We start from the raw sequence: 22,057 nt of genomic DNA, 5'->3' as shown, positions 1-22,057 counted from the left end.
AGCAGGAAAAATACGGCGACTTTGTGAAGAAAGCAACAGCGCGCGCGTCCCGTGTTGACCTGCATCACCATTCCCTGTAACCAATTCCAGCCCTCTTGACGAGAGCGCAAGCCAGTGATTCAGGGAGTTCACGATGAATGTTTGTATAGTCGGCACGGGATACGTGGGGTTGGTCAGCGCGGCCTGTTTCGCGGAAATGGGCAACGACGTCGTCTGCGTGGACGTCAACCCGCAGGTTGTGGACATGCTTAACCAGGGCAGGATCCACATTTATGAACCGGGGCTGGAGGAACTCGTCAGCCGTAACGCGGCCGAGGGAAGGCTTCGGTTCACCACGGATCTCGCCCGAGGTCTGGAGGACGCCCTGTGCGTTTTCATTACGGTAGGGACCCCGGCCAAGCCTGATGGTTCCTGCGATCTGGTGTACGTCAACCAGGTCGCCGCCCAGATCGGCCGGGCCATGGCGGAGTACAAGATCATCGTTGACAAGTCCACGGTGCCCGTGGGCACCGCGGATCAGGTGCGCGAGATCGTCAAGGAGGAGTTGGAGAAACGCGGGGCGGACATCTCCTTCGACGTGGTTTCCAACCCCGAATTCCTCAAGGAGGGCGACGCGGTCAACGATTTCATGAAGCCCGACCGGGTCATCGTGGGCTGTGACTCCGAAAAGGCGGCCAGGCATCTGGAGTTGCTCTACGCCCCGTACGCCCGCAGCCGCGACAAGCTCATCGTCATGGGGATCCGCAGCGCGGAAATGACCAAGTACGCGGCCAATTGCCTGCTGGCCACCAAGATATCCTTCATCAACGAAGTGGCCAACATCTGTGAGAAGGTTGGGGCGGACGTGCGCGAGGTTCGCGTGGGGATCGGCTCGGATCACCGCATCGGCTACCATTTTATCTACCCCGGGGTGGGCTATGGTGGTTCCTGTTTCCCCAAGGACGTCAAGGCGCTCATCAACACAGCCAATGAGTCCGGCTACTCGCCTCGCCTCATCGAATCCGTTGACATGGTCAACTCCCGCCAGAAACTGGTTCTGTCCAACAAGATCAAGGACTACTTCGCGGAGCAGAACGGAGTGAAAGGCAAGACGCTGGCCATGTGGGGACTGGCCTTCAAGGCCAACACGGACGACATGCGCGAGGCTCCGTCCATCGAAATCATCCGCGATCTCACCGCCGAGGGCATGCGCGTGCGCGCCTTCGACCCGGTGGCGGCCGATAGGGCCAGGGAAATCTTCCGCGACAACCCGCTGGTGGAGATCGTGGGCAACCAGTACGAGCCGCTGGAAAACGCCGACGCCTTGGCCGTGGTCACGGAGTGGAACCAGTTCCGCAACCCCAACTTCAAGCGCATCAAGCAGGCCCTGCGCGCGCCCATTATCTTCGACGGGCGCAACCTCTACTCGCCGAGCATGCTGGCTTCGGACGGATTCGCCTACTTCAGTATCGGGCGCAAGTCGGTGCGGCCCGGGGCGTGATTCAGCGGGGTGAGATGGGGCGGATGCAGGAGCGAAGCATCAGTTCCTGCAGGATGAGGCGCTCGTATTCAGCGCCGCTTTCCTCGGCGTCGTCGTCAAGGAATTTTTCAAGATATTGCGACTCCTCCCAGAAGTCGAGCAGTTCGCCATCGCCCAGCGACTTGATCTGCTCCAGGAGAGGGAAGCCTTCGTCTTTGTTTACAAAATGTGCCATGGGCGGACCAGTCTCCTCCTTTGCGCGGTGAGCGAACAGACTACTGGGCATCTTCAAGGAAGGCAAGCCCAAGCCGCCTCTTGCGCTTGCGAGCGGCAGGTTTTATAGAAGGTTTGCGTCTCGCCGTGCGGGCGCGTTGACCACAGCAGAGCAGGTCCAAGGGGGTTTACCGCATGACGATGATGGATGAAGCGCAGCGCCACGACGACGAGATTCTCCAACTCGTCACCTTCAGTATTGGCGACGAGGAGTTCGGGGTTGACATTCTCAAGGTGCAGGAGATCATCCGCACCATGGAGATAACCAGGGTGCCCAAGGCCCCGGATTTCGTCGAGGGGGTCATCAACCTTCGCGGCAAGGTCATCCCCATCATCGACCTGCGCCGGCGGTTCGGCATGGCCCGCCGCGACCACGACAAGAACACCCGCATCATCGTCATCGACATCAACAACATGATCGTCGGTTTCGTGGTTGACTCCGTTTCGGAGGTCCTGCGCATCTCTTCCAGCACGGTGGAGCCGCCGCCGCCCGTTGTGGCCGGCGTGGAGTCGGAGTACATCAAGAGCGTGGGCAAGCTGGAGGACCGCCTGCTCATCATGCTCGATCTCGACCGCCTGCTTTCCGGCGAGGAGCAGGCCATGCTGGCCACCGTCTAGACGCGGCCGGACGTTTTCGTGCAGCCGCCTCCCGCTCGCGCGTGGGGCGGCTGTCGTGTTTTCTCTGGGTGCCGAAGTGAATTTTCCGAGACAACTGCACGATTTTCTACGCGGCCGGGGCGACAGCCTGCGGGTATTCAAGAGCGGTGTGGCCTCCCAGGCTCTGCTGGCCCAGGATCTCATGCGCCGGGGCCAGAGCGTGGTCTGGGTGCTTCCCGATGAGAAGCAGGCGCGCCGCGCTTGGGCCATGCTGCATCTTTTCGCCTCATCCGAGGCCACCAGGCCCGGTTTTGGCTGGCATTTTCTGCCCGGCTACCCCGCGTCGGAGCCCAATCCCCGGGAGTGGGTGGCCAGGTGGGCCGCCCTGAGCGCCCTTACCTCACGACGAAGGAATGTGGGCGCTGTCCTTTCCGTGGACAACCTGCTGCCCAAGTGGCCGTCTCCCGAACTGCTCAGCGACGCGGAGCTGCTCCTGAGAAAGGGCGAGGAGATGCTCTCCGACATGCTGCTGGAACAGCTCGCCTCCTGGGGGTATCGCCGTACCTCCATGGTGGGCGCGCCCGGCGAGATGGCAATGCGAGGCGACGTGCTGGACGTCTTCGCTCCGGGTGCGGAATACCCGGTGCGTATGGAATTCTTCGGCGACGCGCTGGACGAACTGCGCCTTTTCGACCCCCGCACCCAGCGCTCGGTTTCCGATCTCCGCGAGGTGCTCCTGCTGCCGGCCGCCCCGGCCCTGCTGACGCCTGTTTTGCGCGAGCAGGCGTTGGAAAGGTTGCGCCATTTCAAGACCACGGGGCAGATCAAGGATGCCTCCCTGTCGCACTTCACGGCCCGAATCGAGGAAGGCGATGGCACTATCTGGCCCGGCCTCTACTACGACAAGCCCGCCCATCTGGAAGAGTTTCTCCCCCATGACGCGGTCTATCTCCTGTCGGGAGGCACCCAGCTTCGGGAAAAACGGCAGGAAGCGCGCTGGGCTTGGCAGGGCTTTTTGGAAAACCTGGAGCGTGACAAGGGGTGGACCGCACCGGAGCAGGCCCTGATTTGGCCCGAGGAGAGCAGGGGGCCATGGAGCGGCAAGCGCCACCTGGTTTTCGAGGAAATGGTCATCGGCTTGGACCGCGAGGGAGTGGAGCTGCCCGAGCGTGAGGTCGAGGCGTTCTCCGATCTCTACTGGAAGCCGGAGGAGAGGGACCGTCCCTGGGCGGCCCTCATGGGAGACCTCCGCTCCCGGCGGGACAAGGGGCTGACAACCGTTCTCAGCTTCCATACCTCCCGTTCCCGTTCCCGTTTCCTCAAGCTGGCGGAGCAGGAGGATATTCGCCCCCACACCGAGTGGTCGCCCGAGGGCAAGGGTGTTTTCGCTTTGGTCTCCTCCCTGAAGAAGGGCATGGAACTGGAGTGGTGGGGCGCGCGCGTACTAGCCGAGGACGTGCTGCAGCCCAAGGAGGCTAGCAAGCCCCGCCCCCGGCGCAAGGATTTCAAGGGGCTGGCGACCTTCGAGGAAATCGAATCAGGGGACCTGCTGGTTCACCGCGATTTCGGCGTCTGCCGCTTCGGGGGCCTGACCCGGTTGCAGACCTCCCAGGCGGGTGGCGACTACCTGCTGTTGCATTTCGATGGTCAGGACAAGCTGTATCTGCCCGTGGACCGCATGCGTGTGGTGCAGCGCTTCAAGGGGCCGGAAGGCTCCACACCTTCCCTGGACAGCTTGCGCGGCGCGCGGTGGAAAGCCGCCAAGGAGCGTGCGCGCAAGGCGGTTGAAAAGATCGCTCACGAGCTGGTGGAGATGTACGCTTACCGCCGCGTGGCCAAGGGGTATTCCTACGATCCGCCCGGGGAACTGTATTGGGAGTTCGAGGCGGGCTTCGGTTTCGAGGAGACACCGGACCAGGCTCAGGCCATCCAGGACGTGCTGGCGGATCTGGAGAACCCCGAGCCCATGGACCGGCTGGTGTGCGGCGACGTGGGCTTCGGAAAGACCGAGGTGGCTCTGCGCGCTGCTTTCCGGGCGGTTTGCGACGGCAAGCAGGTTGTGCTTTTATGTCCAACCACGGTTCTCGCGGAACAGCACTACCAGACCTTTAAGCGCCGCACCGCCAGCTTCCCGGTGACCGTGGCCATGCTGTCCCGTTTCGTGCCCAAGGCGGAACAGAAGAACGTCATTTCCGCGGCCGCGCGGGGCAAGGCGGACATCCTCATCGGCACCCACCGCGTTCTGTCCAAGGATGTGGAAGTCCCCAACCTGGGGCTGCTCATTCTGGACGAAGAACAAAGGTTTGGGGTCAAGCACAAGGAGCGCATCAAGGAACTCAAACGCAACATTGACTGCCTGACCCTCACGGCCACCCCCATCCCTCGCACTCTGCAACTCTCCCTGTCCGGCATCCGCTCCCTCTCCGTCATTGAAACCCCGCCGGTTGACCGCAAGCCGGTGGAAACAGCCCTGATCGAGCGGGAGGAGGGCATGCTGCGGACCATCCTGCTGCGGGAACTGGAGCGCGGCGGCCAGGTTTTCTGGGTGCACAACAGGGTGCGCGGGCTGGACTCGGTGGAAAACTACGTCAAGCGCCTTGTGCCGGAGGCCCGGGTGGGCATGGCTCACGGCCAGATGGCCCCCACCAAACTGGAAGAGACCATGCATTCCTTTTGGCACGGCGAACTGGATGTGCTGGTCTGCACGGCCATCGTGGAATCCGGACTGGATTTTCCCAACGCCAATACCCTCATCGTGGACCAAGCGCACATGTTCGGTCTGGGGCAGCTCTATCAGTTGCGCGGCCGGGTGGGGCGCAGCGAGCGCCAAGCCTACGCCTATTTCGTGGTGCCCAACGTTGAAGCGGTCAACGAGACCGCCCGCAGACGGCTGCGTGTCATCCTGGACATGGACTATCTCGGAGCGGGATTCAAGGTGGCCATGGAGGACCTGCGGCTCCGCGGCGCGGGCAACATCCTGGGCGAGGCGCAATCCGGACAAATCGCCAAGGTTGGCCTGGACCTTTTTCTGGAGATGCTTGACGAGGAAGTCCGCCGCCTGCGCGGCGAGGGCGGCCCCTCCGAAGCCCCGGAGCCGGAGATCAATTTCGTGTTCGAGGCCAGCCTGCCCGAGGACTACATTGACGACCCCAGGGAGCGTCTGCGCTATTACAAAGCCTTCTCCTCGGCCCGGGATGATCAGGAGGAAGCGGACTTGGCCATGGAGGTCAAGGATCGCTTCGGCAAGATGCCCGAAGCGGCGCGCAACTTCCTGGCCATGCTCCAGGTCAAGCGTGAACTCCGGAGGCTGCGCGCGGTCAAGGCGGACCTGTACGTCAACCGGGCGGTCATCCACTGGAGCGAAGACGTTGGCGGCCCAGATCCGGATGAGCTGGTATCCTGGTTGCAAAGCAGGCAAGGATGGGCCAAACTCCTGCCTCCCGGACGCCTGGAGGTGCGCATGGAGCACGATGAAGCGTCCGAAAACATGGCTTTTCTGCGAACCGAACTGGCCTCTCTGGCCGCTGGCCAAGGGAAGGAGGGCGAGTGAGCATCCGTTCCGCTGTTGTGTTGCCGCTGCTGCTGTTCCTCGCTTTGTCGGTCGGATGCGGCCCTGAAGAAGAGGAGCCGGGCGTGGTGGCCCGGGTTAACGGCGACCCAATCTATCTTTCCCGACTCGAGTTCAAGAACGACCTGCTCCATTTCTATCGCCAGAGCGAATACAACCCTTCTGTGGAACAACTCCGCTCGGAATACGGCCAAGCCCTGGCCGACCTCATCGTCCAGAAGCTCATTGAACAGGATTTGCAAAGCCGAGGTCTGGAGGTGACCGACCAAGAGTTGCGGGAAGCGGAGCAAGAAGTCCGGGACGACTACCCGGAAGGCGCTTTCGAAGAAGTGCTGGTCGAGGAGTACATCGATCTTGGGGCGTGGCGGCAGCAGCTTCGGGCCCGGCTGGCCATGGAAAAGCTGAACAACCTGGTGCTGCGGCCGCAGGTCAAGCTGGACTACGTGGAAGCGGAGCAATACTACCGCGAGAATATCCAGGACTTCTATCTCCCGCCACGAGTCGTCGTCGTGCTGGTCGAGGGCCCCAGCCGGGAGTTGGTGAAAAAGGCGGGAGACTACCACGACGAAGGAGAGTCCCCGGATTCCATCGAGGCCAAGCTCAAGCAGACCCGGCTACGGCGGATCAAACTCCGCGAGGACCGACTTTCCGCCGGCTGGGGCGACGCTTTGGAAGGGGTCGAGCCGGGAGGTAAAAGCTCCGTCTGGGAAGAGAACGACACCTTCAACCAACTCTTGCTGCTGGAACGCATTCCCGGCAAGGTTCTCGACCCGTCCCAGGCCTATCCTCTTGTCGAAAAGGTGCTTCTAGAGCGCAAGTTGTGGAAGGCTTTTGACGAATGGCTGGCCAACGCTCTCGGCCAGGCGGAGATAAAAGTCAGCAAGCGGCTCCTTGAAGAGCGGGCAACGCCGGATACGAACGAGAACGAACACGGCTCCAGCGAAGGCTGAAGCCGCATTGCAACCGGCTTGAAAAGCGACTACAACCAAAACCCAATCCAGGTACTCTTGATGGCATATTCCCGTACCGCACTCTCTCGCCCCGGCATGCGGGGCGCTCTCGTCCTGATCGTCCTGGCGCTTCTGCTTCCGGCCCGTCCCGCCAAGGCGGAGGTGTTGGACCGCATAGTGGCCGTGGTCAATGGAGAGATCATTACGCTGCACGAGCTTGACAAACGCTTCAAGCCGATCATGCTCCGCTTCAAGGGCCAGGAGCTTTCCCAGGAGGAACGGAAGCGCCTGCGCCGGATGAAGCGCGACCTGCTGGACCGCATGGTCAATGAAATGCTGCTTGTTCAGGAAGGTGAGCGTCTGGGTATCACCGTCTCGGACAGTGAAGTGGACTCGCACCTGGAGCGGCTCAAGCAGCAGAAGGACCTTGACCAGGAGGAGCTGAAAAAGCAACTGGCCGAAGAAGGCCTGACCTTGCCGAAGTTTCGCGAGAAGCTGCGTGAGGACATCATCACGAACCGCCTGGTTGGAAGCATGGTCCGCCGCAAGGTGGCCGTGACCACCCAGGAAATCGAAGCGTTTTACGAGGAGCACAAGGAGCGGTACACCAAGCAGCGTTCCGTCGGCCTGCGAATCATCCTTTTGCCGGATGACGAACAGGCCGAAACCCTGCGCGAGCGCATCGTCTCCGGCGACATGACCTTTGCGGAAGCCGCCGAGGCCCAATCCATCGGTCCTGCGGCCGAATCCGGGGGAGACATCGGGGTGCTGCAGTGGTCGGAACTCGCTCCGGAATGGAAGGACGCCCTGGCGGGCAAGAGCGAGGGAGACGTCAGCCGTCCCTTCGCCATTAGCGGCAAGGGCGCCCTGCTTAAGGTGACTTCCGACAGCGCCGGCCAAGTCCGGCCACTGGAGGAGGTCCGGGAGGAAATACGCGATGAGTTGGCCGAGCCGCGGTTCGACGAACTGTACCAGGAATATCTGCAGCGGCTTCGGAAGAAAGCCATTTTGGACATCAGACTCTAGCCCGGGAGAAAGGGCATGAGCTTGCGGGAATTGGGTGAACGGCTGCGCCACGAGCGCATGAACAAGGGCCTCAGTCTCGATGAGGTCGTTGAGCGGACCAAGATCAGCCGCCGCAACATTACGGCCATCGAGGAAGGCCGCGAGGACGATCTGCCCCACGCCGTTTACAGCCGTGGCTTTATACGCAATTACGCCGAGCTGCTTGGCGTTGACCTCGCTGAATACGATGAAGTGCTCAACGAGGCCCTGCCAATTGAGGACGATTTCAGCGAGGAGGCGGCCCGCGAACTGAAAAAGGACCTCAAGCTTCACTCCGGCTCGCGCGCCGGGGCCAAGGTGGTCCGGACAATCGTTTTGCTGGTTGTGCTGGCGGCGGCCGTGGGCGTGGGCGTCTGGATGCTGCCGAAGTCGGTCTCGCCTCCGGACGAATCAGGAACGACGCCCGCTGTGACGCCGGATCAGGCTCCCGTGGAGGAGCCTGTGGCGTCTCCCGAGCCTTCTCCAGTTACCCCGGCGGAACCCGAGTCGCCCAGAGTGGACGGTGCCATGGATGAGGAGCCCGCCGCGGATGAACTGGATGCCTTGGAGCGGCGGGAGCCCGATGGTCCGGAGGCCGCTGAGGAGTCGCCCCCTGCGGCCGACGATGCCGCCGAAGGGGGCGTGGAAAGCGGCCCGGCCGCTCCGGAATCCTCACCCGAGGCCCTTGAGGGGCCAACCGCGGAGGAAGTGCCCGCCCCCGCTCCGGAGGAGGGGGCCGAGACCGTCGGCGAGCAAGCCGAAACACGGACCATGTCGGCTGGCGAGGCCGTGGGCGGACGCGAGCACCTTGTGGTCGTTTCCGCCACCGAGGCCTGCTGGATGGAGACCAATACGGACGGCGGCTCGGTGCGGGAATATTACCTGCGCCCGGGGGAGAAACTGCGCCTTCCTTTCGACGAGTCCCTGCGCCTTCGGCTCGGCAACGCGGGTGGGGTTGACGTTGTCTACGACGGGCAGACGGTTCCCCTCGGCGCGGAATCCGGACAGGTCCGCACCCTGGATTTCCCTCCCCAGTAGGAGGGTACATGGAGTTCACCGACAAGGCCCTGGTGGCCGGGACTGGCCGCTTTCGCGAGGCTGATCTGTGGGTGCGCTTATTGACCCCCTCCCGTGGCCTGCTGACGGTGTTCGCCTTTGGCGGGGCCAAGAGTCGACGCCGCTTTCCCGGCTGCCTTGATTCATTCAACATCCTTCTAGCCAGCGTGTCTTCGGACCGCGCCGGGCGGTACCTGCACCTCACCGAGGCCGGACTCTCCCGATCTTTCCCAAGACTGCGTTCGGACCTGGACAGGCTGGGCATGGCCGCCAACTGCCTTAAGTTCGTGGAGGCCGTGCAGGACGGGGAGGAGAGCGCCGAATATCTTTTTCACACCATGGCGGATACGCTGCGTGTTCTGGATGAGGCCGACCAAGTTTCCCCTTCGTTGCCCATGTATTTCCGAGCCGGGGCGCTCTTCGCTCTCGGTTTCGGACCGCAGCTCGAATGCTGCCCGGAATGCGGCCTGAAGGTCGAGGGCATGGAGCACGCCTACTTCGCCGTTGACCGGGGGCGGCTTCTTTGCGAAAAGTGCGGGTCCCGTTCGGGGGGCGGCCTGCGCCTCAGTCGAGGCGCCGTGGCCACGCTGCGCTTTTTGGCCGACAGCACGCCCGGACAGTGGAGCCGGTTGGACATGCCCGCGGGGGTCCGCGAGGAATGCTTCAGCCTCGTGGACGGGTTTATCCAATATCATCTCGGCCTGGCCTGGCGGAAAGGTCGCTTTCGCCGGGCCTAGATCGTTTTTCGAGGAGCGCCATGACGTTTCAAGACGTGATTCTGACCCTGCAACAATACTGGGCCGAGCGGGGATGCCTGGTCGGCCAGCCCGTTGACGTGGAGGTCGGCGCGGGGACGTTCAATCCCCACACCTTTCTTCGGGTCATTGGGCCGGAACCGTGGAACGTCGCCTATGTAGAGCCCTCCCGCAGGCCCACGGACGGACGTTACGGGGAAAACCCCAACCGGTTGCAGCACTATTACCAATTCCAGGTCATCCTGAAGCCTTCGCCGGACGATGTGCAGGACCTCTACCTGCAAAGCTTGGCCGCCCTGGGCGTGAATCCGGCCCGTCACGACATCCGCTTCGTTGAGGACGACTGGGAGTCCCCGACCCTGGGCGCCTGGGGCCTGGGCTGGGAAGTCTGGCTAGACGGCATGGAGGTTACCCAGTTCACGTACTTTCAGCAGGTGGGCGGCATCGACCTTCACCCCGTCAGCGTGGAGCTGACCTACGGCCTGGAGCGCATCTGCATGTATCTTCAGGGCAAGGAATCCGTGTACGACCTGGACTGGAACGAGCACGTCACCTACGGGCAGGTTCACCACCAGAACGAGGTGGAACAGTCCCGCTACAATTTCGAACTGGCCGACACCTCCATGCTTTTCACCAATTTTGACATGTTCGAGGCCGAGTGCTCAGGTATGTGCGAACAGGGGCTTCCCTGGCCCGCCTACGACTACTGTCTCAAGTGCTCCCACACCTTCAACCTGTTGGACGCGCGTGGAGCCATCTCCATCACCGAGCGGACCGGGTACATCCACCGGGTGCGCGCACTGGCCTCCAAGGTGGCCAGGCTGTACGCCGCCCAGCGCAAGGAATTGGGCCATCCCATGCTGGCCCGGGAGGAGGGGTAGCACAATGGCCGAACTGCTGCTGGAAATCGGCGTCGAGGAGATGCCCGCCCGCTTCGTGCCCTCCCTGGCGGAGGAGTTGAAGCGATTGACGGCCGAGGAGCTTCTTGAACAGCGTCTGGACTGCGGCCGCCTTTTCGGCCATGCCACTCCAAGGCGGCTAGTGCTGCATGTCACCGGCTTGGCCACGGAGCAACGCCGGGAGGAGGAAGTCGTCACCGGTCCGCCCGCCCGCATCGCCTTTGATGAGTCCGGCGAGTTGACCAAGGCCGGGCTGGGCTTCGCCTCCAGCCAGGGGGTGGAACCGTCCGATTTGCGCACCATCAAGACGGACAAGGGCGAGTACCTGAGCGTGACCAAGGCCGTGGGCGGAGCCTCTGCCCTGGATATGCTGCCGGGAATCCTGGAGCGGGTAGTTCGTCGCCTTTCCTTCCCCAAGCGCATGCGATGGGGCTCGCGCGACCTGGCCTTCGGTCGCCCCATACGCTGGCTGCTGGCTCTTCTGGACAACGACGTGGTGGAATTCGCCCTGGAGGACATCCGGACTGGACGGACGACCTGGGGACACCGCGTGATGGGGCCCGGGCCGTTCGAAGTGGCCGATCCGGCCGAGTATTTTTTGACCATGCGCGAGCGGGGGGCCGTCGTTTTGGACCCCGAGGAACGCAAGCGGCTTATACGCGACAAGGGCGATCGCCTGGCCGAAGCCGAAGGACTGTCCATCGTCTGGGACGACGATCTCTTGGACGAGACGGCCAACCTGGTGGAATACCCCAGGCCCATGCTCGGCTCCTTCGACGAGCTTTATCTGGAACTTCCTCGCGAAGTGCTGCTGACCAGCATGCAGAAACACCAGAAGAGCCTGGGCGTGCAGGACGCCGAGGGCGGCTTGGCGAACAAGTTCCTTACTGTCCTCAATTTGGAGCCGGATGATCCCGGTCTGGTCTGTTCCGGCTGGGAACGTGTGCTCAAGGCCCGCTTGGAGGACGCCCGCTTTTTCTGGGAGGCGGACAAGTCGCAAAGCTTCGATGTCTGGTTCGGTAAATTGGACTCCGTGACCTTCCTCCAGCCCTTGGGCAGCATGGGGGAGAAGGCTAGGCGTCTTGAGCGGCTGGGAGGCAAGTTGGCCGAACAGGTCAAGCCGGAATTGCTGCTCGACATGGGTGAATCGGGCAGGTTGGCCAAGTGCGACTTGGTCTCCGAGATGGTCTGCGAATTCGATAATCTCCAGGGGATTATGGGCGGCATTTACGCCGGGCTTAAAGGGTACTCCGCCAACATCGCCCAGGCCCTTTCCGAACAGTACCTGCCCGCCGGACCGGACAGTTCCGTGCCTTCCAGCCTCCCCGGTGCGCTCTTGTCCATCGCGGACAAGGCGGACACTCTGGCCGGGTGCTTTGGACTGAATATGATTCCCACCGGCGGCGCGGATCAGTACGCCCTGCGCCGTCAGGCCCTGGGCATATGCCGCATTGTTTTGGAGCACCGCCTGAAACTGGACCTGCGCCATCTCATCAAAACCGCGTTCAACGGGTACTCCGACGTGGAATGGAAGCTGAGCCCGGACGAGGCCCAGGAGCGCCTTGTGGAGTTTTTCGGGCAGCGACTCAAGGCTCACTACACGGCCCGAGGGTTCGAGACCCTGGTTGTGGAGGCCTGTCTCGGGGCTGGATTCGACGATATCCACGCATTCGGCCGCCGACTGCGCGCCCTGGACGAGTTCAGCCGCTCTCCAGGTTTTCAGGAGGCGGTCTTGACCTTCAAGCGGGCGGCCAACATCATCCGCAAGCAGGGCGATGAAGCCGGAGTGGCGCTGATTGGCTCCTACGACCCGGCTTTGTTCGAGGAAGAAGCCGAACGCGAGTTGGCCGCCGCCCTCGAGGCCGTCACACCCCGTTTCGAGGAGCACTGGGAGAAGGGAGACTTCAGGAACCTGTTCGCCCTGCTGGGCGAATTACGACCCAAAGTTGACGCTTTCTTCGACAACGTCATGGTTATGTGCCCAGAGGACGACTTGCGCCGCAACCGCCTCGGCCTGCTGCAGTCCCTGGTTTCCTTGCTGGCCAGGCTGGCGGACTTCAACGCCCTGCAGGTGTGAGAAAAGAGGGTCGAGGCACTTGACAGAATGCCTGGAGAATGTGTAAAGACCCCATTTCCGAAACGAGAACGAGCTAGGAACGAATAAAACCCGTCATCGGGATACAGGAGCACGCCGTGGCCAACCACAAGTCCGCCATCAAGCGCCACAAGCAGAGCCTCAAGCGCCGCGCCCGCAACCGGGCCATGAAGACCCGTATTAAGAACGCCGTGAAGCAGGTGGAAACCGCCGTGCAGCAGGGCGACAAGGATCAGGCCTCCCAGGCTCTTGTGCAGGCCAGTTCCGTGCTGGACCGGGCCGGCCGCCGGAACATCATCCACTGGCGCACCGCGGGGCGCAAGGTGTCCCGTCTGACCCGCAAGGTCAACGCGATCTAGTTCTCTTTACACGGCTCGCATCCATTCTTCCCCGCCCACGGCTCAAGCGCTGTGGGCGGGTTTTCATTTTGGGCTGCTTGCCGTTTGCCTTGCCCCGGGATTTTGGCTAGACCTTCCGGGCACTGACATCGCCATCCGGCGAAAAGGGAGGGATGCGTGCGCATCATCATTGTCGGCGCCGGCGAGGTGGGCTTCCACATCGCGCAGAGGCTCTCCAGCGAGAACAAGGAAGTCCTGGTCATCGACCGCGACGCGTCAGCCCTCAAACGCGTTAGCGAACAGCTGGACGTACAGTTCATCCAGGGCTCCGGCTCCAGCCCCAAGGTCCTGGAGGAGGCCGGCATCAAGGGAGCGGACATCCTCCTGGCCGTGACCGACTCCGATGAAACCAATCTTATCGCCTGCTTCTTTGCCAATTCCCTGGCCCCCCACCTGACCAAGGTGGCCCGCATACGCAACGAGGAATACACCGACTACCAGAAGGCCCTGGCCAGGGATATTCTCAACATCAACATGGTTATCAACCCCGAGGTGGAGACAGTCAGGAGCGTCATGCACCTGATCAACACCCCCGGGGTGCGCGAAGTGAACGAATTCGCCGAGGGGCGCATTCAGCTTCTCGGGATTCAACTTGACGAGAAATCCCCCCTGGCGGGCACCGGTCTGACCGATCTCCGCGACTTCTTCGGCAAGGTCAACGTCATCATCGGGGCCATCGTCCGCGACGACCGGCTCATCATCCCCTCGGGCGCGGACACCCTCAAGGGCGGTGACCTGCTCTATTTCGTCTGTGACAAGAACCACCGCAACGAGGTGTTGCGGCGTTTCGGCTTTCCCGCAAAGCCCCTGCGCGCCATCCTTATCATCGGGGGGGGCAACATCGGACTGCGGCTGGCCCAGGCCCTGGACAGCAAGCAGTACAACGTCAAGCTCGTAGAGTCCGACCCCCTGCGCAGCCAGTACCTCTCCGCCAAGCTGGACCGGCCGGTGGTGCTCCTGGGCGACGGAACCGACCAGGAGCTGCTGGAAGAGGAAAACATCAAGTCCATGGATCTGGTCATAGCCCTTACCGGTGACGACGAGACCAACGTACTGTCCTGCCTGCTCTCCCGCTCCTTGGGGACCCGCAAGACCATCGCCCGGGTAAACAAATTCCCCTACATGCCCCTGGTGCAGGCCATAGGCGTGGAGCATATTGTTTCCACCCGGCTGTCGGCCATCAACTCCATCCTGCACTCCATTCGCCGGGGCAAGGTGCTCTCAACCGTGTCCATTAAGGGCGAAGAGGCAGAGGTCATGGAGGCTGTGGCCTTGGACAAGTCGAACATTGTGGACCGTCCCATCAAAGACATCGACTTCCCAAGCGGCGCGCTGATCCTGGCCGTACTTCGTGGCGAGGAAGTCATTATTCCCACGGGCGACTTCGTCATCCACCCCGAGGACCGCATCATCATCATCTCCACGCGCAAAAACGTCACCCACGTTGAGCGGCAGCTCATGGTCAAGCTGGAGTACATCTAGGTGCGCTGGAAATTCATCCTGCACCTCATCGGGGTGCTGGTTATCAGCATCGGCCTATGCATGGTCTTTCCGGTGCTGTTTTCCCTGTATTACGGGCAGGGAGACCTGGACCCCCTGCTACAGAGCATGGCGATCACCGTTGGGAGCGGGCTGCTGCTCTTCCTTGGCACCAGAGGGGCCAACAAACAGGCCGCCATGAGCCACCGCGAAGGAATGATCATCACCGGGCTGGGGTGGTTCGCCGCCGGGGCATTCGGCTCCTTGCCGTTTCTTTTTTCCGGCGAGTTCGCCAGTCTAACCGACGCGGTATTCGAATCATTCTCCGGTTTCACCACCACCGGAGCTTCCATCCTTACGGATATCGAGGCGTTGCCCAGGGGGCTGCTCTTTTGGCGCAGTTTCACCCATTGGCTGGGAGGCATGGGGATCATCGTGCTGTCCCTGGCCATTCTTCCTTTTCTCGGCGTGGGCGGCATGCAGCTTTACAGAGCCGAGGTTCCGGGGCCGGTCCCTGACAAGCTCAAACCGCGTATCAAGGACACGGCGCTGACCCTGTGGAAGGTCTATCTGTTTTTTTCCGCCCTGGAAGCCGCACTACTTCTGCTCGGCGGCATGAGCCTTTTCGACGCCCTTTGCCACACCTTCGGCACCATGGCCACGGGCGGCTTCTCCACCCGCAACGCATCCATCGCGGCGTTCGACAGCGCCTACATCCAGTACGTCATCACCCTGTTCATGCTGCTCGCGGGCATTAATTTCTCGTTGCATTACCGCTTGCTGCGGGGCAAACCGCTGGCTTTATGGCGCGACCCGGAATGTCGCACGTTCCTGGGCCTCTTCGCGGCCTGCCTGGTCATCATGGTGAGCTGCACCTACGGGGACACATATGATTCGTTCTGGGATTCCCTGCGCTTCGGCTCCTTCCAGGTGGCCTCCATCCTGACCACCACAGGATACGCCACGGCCGACTACGAGCTGTGGCTGCCGCTGTGTCAGATCATCCTGCTTTTCCTCATGTTTGTGGGCGGGTCGGCCGGCTCCACCGGTGGCGGCATGAAGGTCATGCGGCTCATGCTGCTGGTCAAGTCGTCCTACAAGGAACTCATGCGTCTCATACATCCCCGGGCCGTTCTGCACGTCAAGTTCGGGCGAAAGGTGGTCTCCGACGATGTGACGCGGGGCATCTGGGGATTCTTCATCCTCTGGCTGCTGCTCTTTGCCCTGGGGGCGTTGACGGTGGCCGCCACCGGAGTGGACGTCATGTCCTCCTTCGCGGCTTCTTTGGCCTGCATCGGCAACATCGGACCCGGCGTGGGCCTTGTGGGACCCACGGATAATTACGCATTCATGTCGGATTTCGCCAAATGGGTGCTGATTCTACTGATGGTGCTGGGAAGGCTGGAAATCTACACCATCATCATCCTCTTCATCCCCGAGTTCTGGCGCAAGTAAGTCCAGACCGGGCGCGGTCTCTCCGCGGCGTATCGAAATCGTGAGAGAGAGGTTGTCCTAAAATACCACGGTCTTGTTGCCGTGCCGGATGATGCGGTCTTCCAGGTGCCAGCGCACGGAGCGGGCGAGCACCTGTCGTTCCAGGTCCCTGCCCACGTCCTTGAGGTCCTCCACCGAGTGGCGATGCGTCACCTGGGCCGTATCCTGGTGGATGATTGGTCCGGCATCCAGCTCCTCGGTGACGTAGTGGGCGGTTGCGCCTATGATCTTCACCCCGCGCTCGAAAGCCTGCCTGTACGGATCGGCTCCCGCGAAGGCGGGTAGGAAGGAGTGGTGGATGTTGATGATGGGCGCGCCCAGCCGCTCTATGAAGCTCCGGCCGAGTATGCGCATGTAGCGGGCCAGCACCAGCATGTCGCAGCCCGCGGCATGCTCGAGCAGACGTTCTTCCGCCTCGGGCATACCGCCATCGCCCACCGGTACATAATGGTAAGGCACGCCGAAGCGCTCCACGGGCTCGCGCAGGGTGGGGTGGTTGGAGCAGACGCCGGTCACTTCGCATGGCAACTCGCCGCTGGCCCAGCGCCAAAGCAGTTCCAGCAGGCAGTGGTCATGGCCGGAGGCGAACAACATGACCCGACGGCGCCAGGCGGCCTGGTTTATTCGCCAGCGCATCTCGAAGCGCTCTCCGACTTCCCGCTGGAAAGCTTCACGCAGGCTGGCCAGTTCCATGTCCAGTTTCGGAGTTTGGAACTCCAGACGCATGAGGAACTCACCACCTTCCGGATCGGTGGAATGTTGGTCCAGCTGGGTGATGTTGGCCCCGTGGCTGAAAAGAAAACCTGTGACGGCGGCCACGATGCCTGGGCGGTCGGGGCAGGTGATGCAGAGTCTGGCGGTAGTATCCTGGCTCATTGGGATAAAAAAAGGGGAGGCCGGAGCCTCCCCTTGAGATTGCTTGGTTGGGGGAGTCCTAGTCCAACTGGGCGAGCAGCTGGTCCTTGATCTCGTCGATGGGCCTGTCGCCTTCCAACTCAATGTAGGTGCAGTTGCCCTGGGCGCAGATATCCTTGAAGAAGTAGGCGCCAGCCAGGGTACCGGTTTTGTCGTCGTAGTAGATGTCGTGGCGCTTGTCGATTGCGCACTCGTCCTGGTCGTCGGAGCGGGCGGTCAGTTCGCCGCCGCATACCCGGCACACGTCGCCGTCCGGCTTGATGGGCGGAATATAGACGTTGTTGGGGTGGTTGGGGTCGTTGGCGCAGAGGCGGCGGCCCATAATGCGGTTCTTGGCGGTCTGGCGGGGCAGGAGGATCTCGATGACGAAGTCAAGCTTCTCGCCCTTTTCCTGCAGGGCCTCCCAGAGCTTCTTGGCCTGCTCGATGGAGCGGGGGAAGCCGTCCAGGAGCCAGCCGTTGGGGCTGGCGTTCTGCAGCACGTCGAGCACCATGGGGATGGTGATCTCATCGGGCACCAGTTCACCCTTGTCGATGTACTCCTTGGCCTGCTTGCCGAGTTCGGTGCCGCCTCCGATGTGCTTGCGGAAGATGGCGCCGGACTCGATGTGGTCCAGATCGTATTTCTGCTTGACCAGGGAGCCCTGGGTGCCTTTGCCGCTGCCGTTGGGTCCGAAGATGAGTATGTTCATCGTCTCCTCCTGTGGAAATTTTCACAAGCCCGTTCTCTCTACCCCTCAGCCCGCAACCTGTCAACGAGCCCGGGGAGGTGTGAGGCGTTTCAGTCATTGTACGTAGCGGAATCCGGCGTTCGGCTGAAGCAGACGACATGCCGTTTGACTTCGGCGATCTTACCGCCGGGAAACTGGATGGTGGAGCCGGTGCGACGCTCCAGAAAAGCCTGGTCGAGATTGAGGAGGTTGCGCATCAGGGGCTGCCCGGGTCCCAGAGCCTCCAGCGCCGCCTTGAACCGCCGCAGCCGCAAGGCGCGCGGCGCGGCCGCCAACTCCTCTGCGGCAAGTAGGATTGAGCCGTCACGGTTGTTAGCGGGAACAGCCGACTCACCCATTTCCCGCCAGAAGTCCTCGTCCCATCTCGCCAAGCTCCACAGCCTGTGCACGGCTTCGGAAAGGTTGGGATTTTCCTTCTCAAGGAGTGGGACTACCTGATGGCGAAACCGGTTGCGACGATGTTCGAGACTAACGTTCGAGGTGTCCTCAAGCCAATTCGCATCGATTTGTTCAAGAAAGACTTGAAGGTCGCGCCTGGGGGAAGCCAGAAGAGGGCGAAGCAAGCGCCGCTTCTCGTCGCGGCCGGGCATGCCGCCTAACTCGGGCCATCCCGTGCCGCGCACCAGGCGCAGCAACACGTCCTCAACCAGGTCGTCGGCCTGGTGGGCGGTGAGAATCCAGGAGGCCCCGGTTTCTTCCCGGACTTTCTCGAGAAAGGTGTACCGCGCTGAACGAGCGCGTTCCTCGAGGCCCTTCGAGGTCGGATCGAGTTCCAGGCGGTGTCTGTACAGCGAAACGCTGTGCTTCTCGCAGAAAGCGGCGCAGGCTTCCGCTTGGGCCGCTGACTCCGACCGCAAGCCGTGGTCCAGATGGGCCGCCCGTAAATCAAGGTCTAGCCTGCCGGCCAGATAACGCATGGACAGGAGCAGGGCGGTTGAATCCAGGCCGCCGGAGAAGGCGACCAGGACGCGAGCCCCGGAGAGGTCGGCTCGCAATTCGTCCCTGATGAAGCGCTCCACGCCCAGGCAGTAATGCGCCGCCTTGGGCGGCAGGTCCTGGAGGGAGCGCGGGGGGGGCATCAGACCGAGATGTCCTGTTCCCTGATGAAGCGGTCCAGGTAATCCATGGCCCATTGCCGCTGCTCGGGGGAGGCGTAGCGGACACAGGAGCAGCGCATGCGTCCGCGACCGCGCACCATCAGCTCAAGGCGCAGTTCGCCTTCCTCCACTTCCAGCACCATGACATGCGGCCCGCAGCCCTGGTGCTCGGTCTGTTCCTCGTCCAGGAGTTCGGCAGGTGGATGCAGATAGTAGATGTCGGCGATAGCCCCTTGCATGTCGCGCTTGTCCATGGCCTTGCAGACCTTGGCGACGTCTTCCTGGGCCAACTCATCGATAACGTAATAGCGCATGGTTTACTCGCAATTGCCTGATTTTGTGTGGCCGGTGTCCTGTCCATGCCGCTTGCGGTCGGCGTGGGCGTCCTCGGGCGGTTCCTCGTCGTCGAGGTTGAACATCCGCCTGGCCAGGTCGATGAAGCGCTCGGCCGCGCCTTCCTCCATGGCCCGGCGTTTCAAAAACCGCACCGGCTCGTGGTAGAGCTTGCGGGCCACCGAGAGAACCAGGGTCTCCAGGGCCTCGCGTTCCTCCTCGCTCTTGGGCCCAAGGCGGCGCAGCGTTTTGCTCAACTCGCGCAGGGCCAGATCCTCGCCGGATTCCATGAGGTCGCGGATGGTGGGATGCAAATCCAGCGAGCGAAGCCAGTCCGCGAAGATCGTAGTCTCCTGCTCGATGATTTCGCGCGCCCGGTCCGCCTCCTCGCGCCGCGAGGCCATGTTCTCCTCGACCACCTCCTTGAGGTCGTCGATGTCGTAGAGATAGACGTTGTCTAGCATGTTCACGTCCGGATCCACGTCGCGGGGCACTGCAATGTCGATGAAAAACATGGGGCTGTTGCGCCGTTTCTTGAGTACCGGGCGCATTTCCTTGGCTGTGACTACGGCCGTTGGGCTGCCGGTGGATGTGACCACGATGTCCGCCTGGGGCAGCATGTCGTAGAGGTCCTCGATGGGCGCGGGCGCGCCCTGGAAGCGGGCGGCCAGTTCCTCGGCCCGGGCCAGGGTGCGGTTGACCACGGTGATGTGTTCCACACCGGAGCGCAGCATGTGCTGGGCGGCCAACTCGGCCATTTCACCCGCCCCGATGAGCATGGCCCGCTTGCCCTTCAGTTCGCCGAAGATTTTCTTGGCCAGTTCCACCGCGGCGTAGCTGATGGACACGGCCGAGGAGGCGACCTGGGTCTCGTTGCGGACCCGCTTGGCGGCGAAGAATGATTTGTGCAAAAGCCGGTTGATGACCACCCGCGCCGAGCCGGTTTCCACGGCGGCGCGGTAGGAATCTTTGAGTTGCCCCAGGATTTGGGGTTCGCCCACCACCATGGAGTCGAGGCTGGCAGCCACGGAAAATACGTGGGAAACGGCCTCGAGATCGCGGTGAATGTAAACATGGGACCGGAGATCATCGGGGGAGGCGTCACAGGTCTCGGCCCATGTCGCCAGAGCCTTTTCCTCGGCGTCGGGTTCACCGACAACCAGGATTTCCACCCGGTTGCATGTGGACAGCACCAAGGCTTCGCGCACGGGTCCGCCCACAAGCCGCCGTTCAATCTCTTGAACACCGCTCAGGGCGAAGCGCTCCCGTACCTCCACCTCCGCGGTCTTGTGGTTGAGGCCGATGAGAACGATATCCTGCTTCACGATTGAGTCTGTACGAGGCTGTGGTGGGTGGGCCACAACAGGTTGATGGCCAGCATGGAGGCCATGGTGAAAATGAAGAGCCAAATGGCCAGGCGAGCCGGGCGGCGGCCTTGCAGCCCTTGGGCCAGACGCTGATGGAAGAAAAAGGCGAAGAAGAGCCAGGAGAGCAGGGCTGCCACTTCGCGCGGATGTCCCGTGAAGACCATGCCGCGTGTCAGGCCGGACCAGACGAACCCGCTGAACAAGCCTAGCGTGTACAGGGGAAAGCCGATCATGGCCGTGGCTCTGTTCACGGCGTCGAACGTGCTCAAGGACGGCATTTCCTTGCGGATGCCGTTCATTTTTTGCTTCCGCTTGATGGAGGAATCCATGTAGATGAAGGCCAGCCCGGCGCCAAAGGCCATGGCCAGTAAACCCATGGAAATATACAGAGAACCGATGTGCAGGCCCCAGAACGCCGTGGCGTATTCCTTGGGTACTTCGACCTTGAGATTGGTGAAGGCGAAGGAGGCCGTGTAAATCAGAAGGGCCAGCGGAGTGGCCGCCATCCCCAGGAAGCCGATTCGCAGCTTCCTCCAAAGCAGGGCGAAAACCAGCAGCAGCGACCAGGAAAAGAGGCTAAAGAAGAAGGGGGCGTTGATGGCCTTCCCCACGACGACCAGCAATACCAAGTGCAGAGCATGCAGAACAAAGCCGCCGGCAGTCAGCCAGGCTCCGAGGCTCTTGATGCTGGATCGGCCGTGCAGGGTGCCCGCCAGGATGCAGACCGTGGCCGCGGCGTACAGCCCAAGGACGAGCCAGTGAATGAAGCTAGAAAAGTCCATGGGTCAACTCAGCGGTTTCCTCGGCCAGTTCCTCGGGGAGGTTTTCGGCCAGGATGACCCTGGCGCGCTCCTCGTCACGGGCGGCAACCGCTTCCATGAGGTCGGACGCGACGAGCCGCTTGAAAACTGCCGTGTTGTGCTCCGTGCCTTTGTCCAGCCCGATGACCAGTGGACGGAGCCGGGCCATGAGCATGAGGAAGGAGCCGTAGTGGGGGCCGATGTACTCCTCAAGCTCCCGTTTGAGTTTTTTGGCCAGCGCCGGGCTCGCTCCACCTGTGGACACGGCCAGTGTCAGGTCGCCCTGGCGGATGATGGCCGGAACGATGAAGCTGCACTTTTCCGGCTGGTCCACGATGTTGCAGAGGATGCCGCGCTCCCGGCAGATGTCGGAAATGCGCCAGTTCAGTTCCTCGTTGTCCGTGGAAGCGATGACCAGAAAGCGGCCCTCGAGGTCCTCGTCCCGGAAGGGGCGTTTTTCAAAGCGGACTTCCGGCCGCGAGAGCAGTTCGTCCATGTCCCCGCCGGGGCCGGCGGGATCGACCACCAGCACCTCGGTCGGCTCGCGGTCGACAAGACCGGCGATTTTGCGCCGTCCCACGCTGCCCGCGCCGACCACGAGGCATGTCCTGCCAGTCAAGTCCAAGAAAACAGGGTAGTATCCCATAAGGCGAAGCATCCTAGCAAAAGGCGTGGAAAGCGTAAATCACCGGAGTTCCTTGCCGCTTGTCCTCGATTCACGTAGTCTGGGGGAAAACGTCAACATCGA

At 62.2% G+C, this 22,057-nt stretch carries 20 protein-coding genes; 12 read left to right on the top strand and 8 right to left on the bottom strand.

The window, feature by feature from the left end:
* Positions 1–133 precede the first annotated feature (133 nt).
* On the top strand, positions 134–1,480 hold the full coding sequence (locus N911_RS0105760) for a UDP-glucose dehydrogenase family protein (RefSeq protein WP_029895232.1): 1,347 nt from the start codon (positions 134–136) through the stop codon (positions 1,478–1,480).
* Position 1,481: 1 nt separating this feature from the next.
* On the opposite strand, the gene N911_RS0105755 is transcribed toward N911_RS0105760, so the two are convergent.
* The gene (locus N911_RS0105755) at positions 1,482–1,694 is read right to left on the bottom strand and encodes a hypothetical protein (RefSeq protein ID WP_029895230.1); all 213 of its coding nucleotides are present in this window, start codon (positions 1,692–1,694) and stop codon (positions 1,482–1,484) included.
* Between the two features lie 182 nt (positions 1,695–1,876).
* Between N911_RS0105755 and N911_RS0105750 the strand changes: the two genes are divergently transcribed.
* The 11 genes from N911_RS0105750 to N911_RS0105700 all read left to right on the top strand — a co-directional run bounded on the left by N911_RS0105750 (position 1,877) and on the right by N911_RS0105700 (position 16,028).
* Positions 1,877–2,350 (top strand): chemotaxis protein CheW, encoded by a 474-nt coding sequence (locus N911_RS0105750; RefSeq protein WP_425266026.1) that lies wholly within the window; start codon positions 1,877–1,879, stop codon positions 2,348–2,350.
* 76 nt (positions 2,351–2,426) lie between these two features.
* Entirely contained in the window at positions 2,427–5,879 is a 3,453-nt protein-coding gene (mfd, locus tag N911_RS0105745; protein WP_035105056.1) for a transcription-repair coupling factor, read from the top strand.
* The gene (locus N911_RS0105740; protein WP_051693945.1) at positions 5,876–6,847 is read left to right on the top strand and encodes a SurA N-terminal domain-containing protein; all 972 of its coding nucleotides are present in this window, start codon (positions 5,876–5,878) and stop codon (positions 6,845–6,847) included. The genes mfd and N911_RS0105740 overlap by 4 nt, the downstream gene beginning before the upstream one ends.
* A gap of 60 nt (positions 6,848–6,907) precedes the next feature.
* On the top strand, positions 6,908–7,873 hold the full coding sequence (locus tag N911_RS0105735) for a SurA N-terminal domain-containing protein (protein ID WP_081859058.1): 966 nt from the start codon (positions 6,908–6,910) through the stop codon (positions 7,871–7,873).
* A 15-nt stretch (positions 7,874–7,888) separates the two neighbouring features.
* Positions 7,889–8,929, top strand: a complete 1,041-nt coding sequence (locus tag N911_RS0105730; protein WP_029895221.1) for a helix-turn-helix domain-containing protein — start codon at positions 7,889–7,891, stop codon at positions 8,927–8,929.
* Between the two features lie 8 nt (positions 8,930–8,937).
* Positions 8,938–9,684 carry a DNA repair protein RecO gene (recO, locus tag N911_RS0105725; protein WP_029895219.1) on the top strand — a complete coding sequence of 249 codons (747 nt, stop codon included), beginning with the start codon at positions 8,938–8,940 and terminating at the stop codon, positions 9,682–9,684.
* A gap of 20 nt (positions 9,685–9,704) precedes the next feature.
* Positions 9,705–10,583: a glycine--tRNA ligase subunit alpha gene (gene glyQ / locus N911_RS0105720; RefSeq protein WP_029895216.1), complete on the top strand. Its 879-nt coding sequence runs from the start codon at positions 9,705–9,707 to the stop codon at positions 10,581–10,583.
* A 4-nt stretch (positions 10,584–10,587) separates the two neighbouring features.
* The gene (gene glyS, locus N911_RS0105715; protein ID WP_029895214.1) at positions 10,588–12,678 is read left to right on the top strand and encodes a glycine--tRNA ligase subunit beta; all 2,091 of its coding nucleotides are present in this window, start codon (positions 10,588–10,590) and stop codon (positions 12,676–12,678) included.
* 116 nt (positions 12,679–12,794) lie between these two features.
* Positions 12,795–13,055, top strand: a complete 261-nt coding sequence (gene rpsT, locus N911_RS0105710; protein WP_029895212.1) for a 30S ribosomal protein S20 — start codon at positions 12,795–12,797, stop codon at positions 13,053–13,055.
* A gap of 156 nt (positions 13,056–13,211) precedes the next feature.
* On the top strand, positions 13,212–14,576 hold the full coding sequence (trkA, locus tag N911_RS0105705) for a Trk system potassium transporter TrkA (protein WP_029895210.1): 1,365 nt from the start codon (positions 13,212–13,214) through the stop codon (positions 14,574–14,576).
* Complete coding sequence (locus tag N911_RS0105700) at positions 14,577–16,028, top strand: TrkH family potassium uptake protein (RefSeq protein ID WP_029895208.1); 1,452 nt, start codon at positions 14,577–14,579, stop codon at positions 16,026–16,028.
* A 57-nt stretch (positions 16,029–16,085) separates the two neighbouring features.
* On the opposite strand, the gene purU is transcribed toward N911_RS0105700, so the two are convergent.
* From purU to N911_RS0105665, 7 genes are all read right to left on the bottom strand, one after another.
* Positions 16,086–16,943: a formyltetrahydrofolate deformylase gene (purU, locus tag N911_RS0105695; protein WP_029895206.1), complete on the bottom strand. Its 858-nt coding sequence runs from the start codon at positions 16,941–16,943 to the stop codon at positions 16,086–16,088.
* Positions 16,944–17,001: 58 nt separating this feature from the next.
* Positions 17,002–17,673, bottom strand: coding sequence for an adenylate kinase (locus tag N911_RS0105690; protein ID WP_029895203.1), 672 nt, complete (start codon positions 17,671–17,673; stop codon positions 17,002–17,004).
* An 89-nt stretch (positions 17,674–17,762) separates the two neighbouring features.
* The gene (gene tilS / locus N911_RS0105685; RefSeq protein WP_035104394.1) at positions 17,763–18,791 is read right to left on the bottom strand and encodes a tRNA lysidine(34) synthetase TilS; all 1,029 of its coding nucleotides are present in this window, start codon (positions 18,789–18,791) and stop codon (positions 17,763–17,765) included.
* Positions 18,791–19,123 (bottom strand): hypothetical protein, encoded by a 333-nt coding sequence (locus tag N911_RS0105680; RefSeq protein ID WP_029895199.1) that lies wholly within the window; start codon positions 19,121–19,123, stop codon positions 18,791–18,793. Before N911_RS0105680 ends, tilS begins: the two co-directional genes overlap by 1 nt.
* 3 nt (positions 19,124–19,126) lie before the next feature.
* Positions 19,127–20,467 (bottom strand): glutamyl-tRNA reductase, encoded by a 1,341-nt coding sequence (gene hemA, locus N911_RS0105675; protein WP_029895197.1) that lies wholly within the window; start codon positions 20,465–20,467, stop codon positions 19,127–19,129.
* A complete protein-coding gene (ccsA, locus tag N911_RS0105670; protein WP_029895195.1) occupies positions 20,464–21,291 on the bottom strand; it encodes a cytochrome c biogenesis protein CcsA in 828 nt (275 codons plus the stop codon). The genes hemA and ccsA overlap by 4 nt, the downstream gene beginning before the upstream one ends.
* Positions 21,278–21,955 (bottom strand): precorrin-2 dehydrogenase/sirohydrochlorin ferrochelatase family protein, encoded by a 678-nt coding sequence (locus tag N911_RS0105665; protein ID WP_029895193.1) that lies wholly within the window; start codon positions 21,953–21,955, stop codon positions 21,278–21,280. The genes ccsA and N911_RS0105665 overlap by 14 nt, the downstream gene beginning before the upstream one ends.
* Positions 21,956–22,057: the final 102 nt, after the last annotated feature.

It is taken from the genome of Desulfohalovibrio reitneri (assembly GCF_000711295.1).
GTDB classification, from domain to species: Bacteria; Desulfobacterota; Desulfovibrionia; order Desulfovibrionales; family Desulfovibrionaceae; genus Desulfohalovibrio; species Desulfohalovibrio reitneri.
The sequence above is the reverse complement of the archived record's forward strand: the minus strand, read 5'-3'. Positions and strand labels throughout refer to the sequence as shown.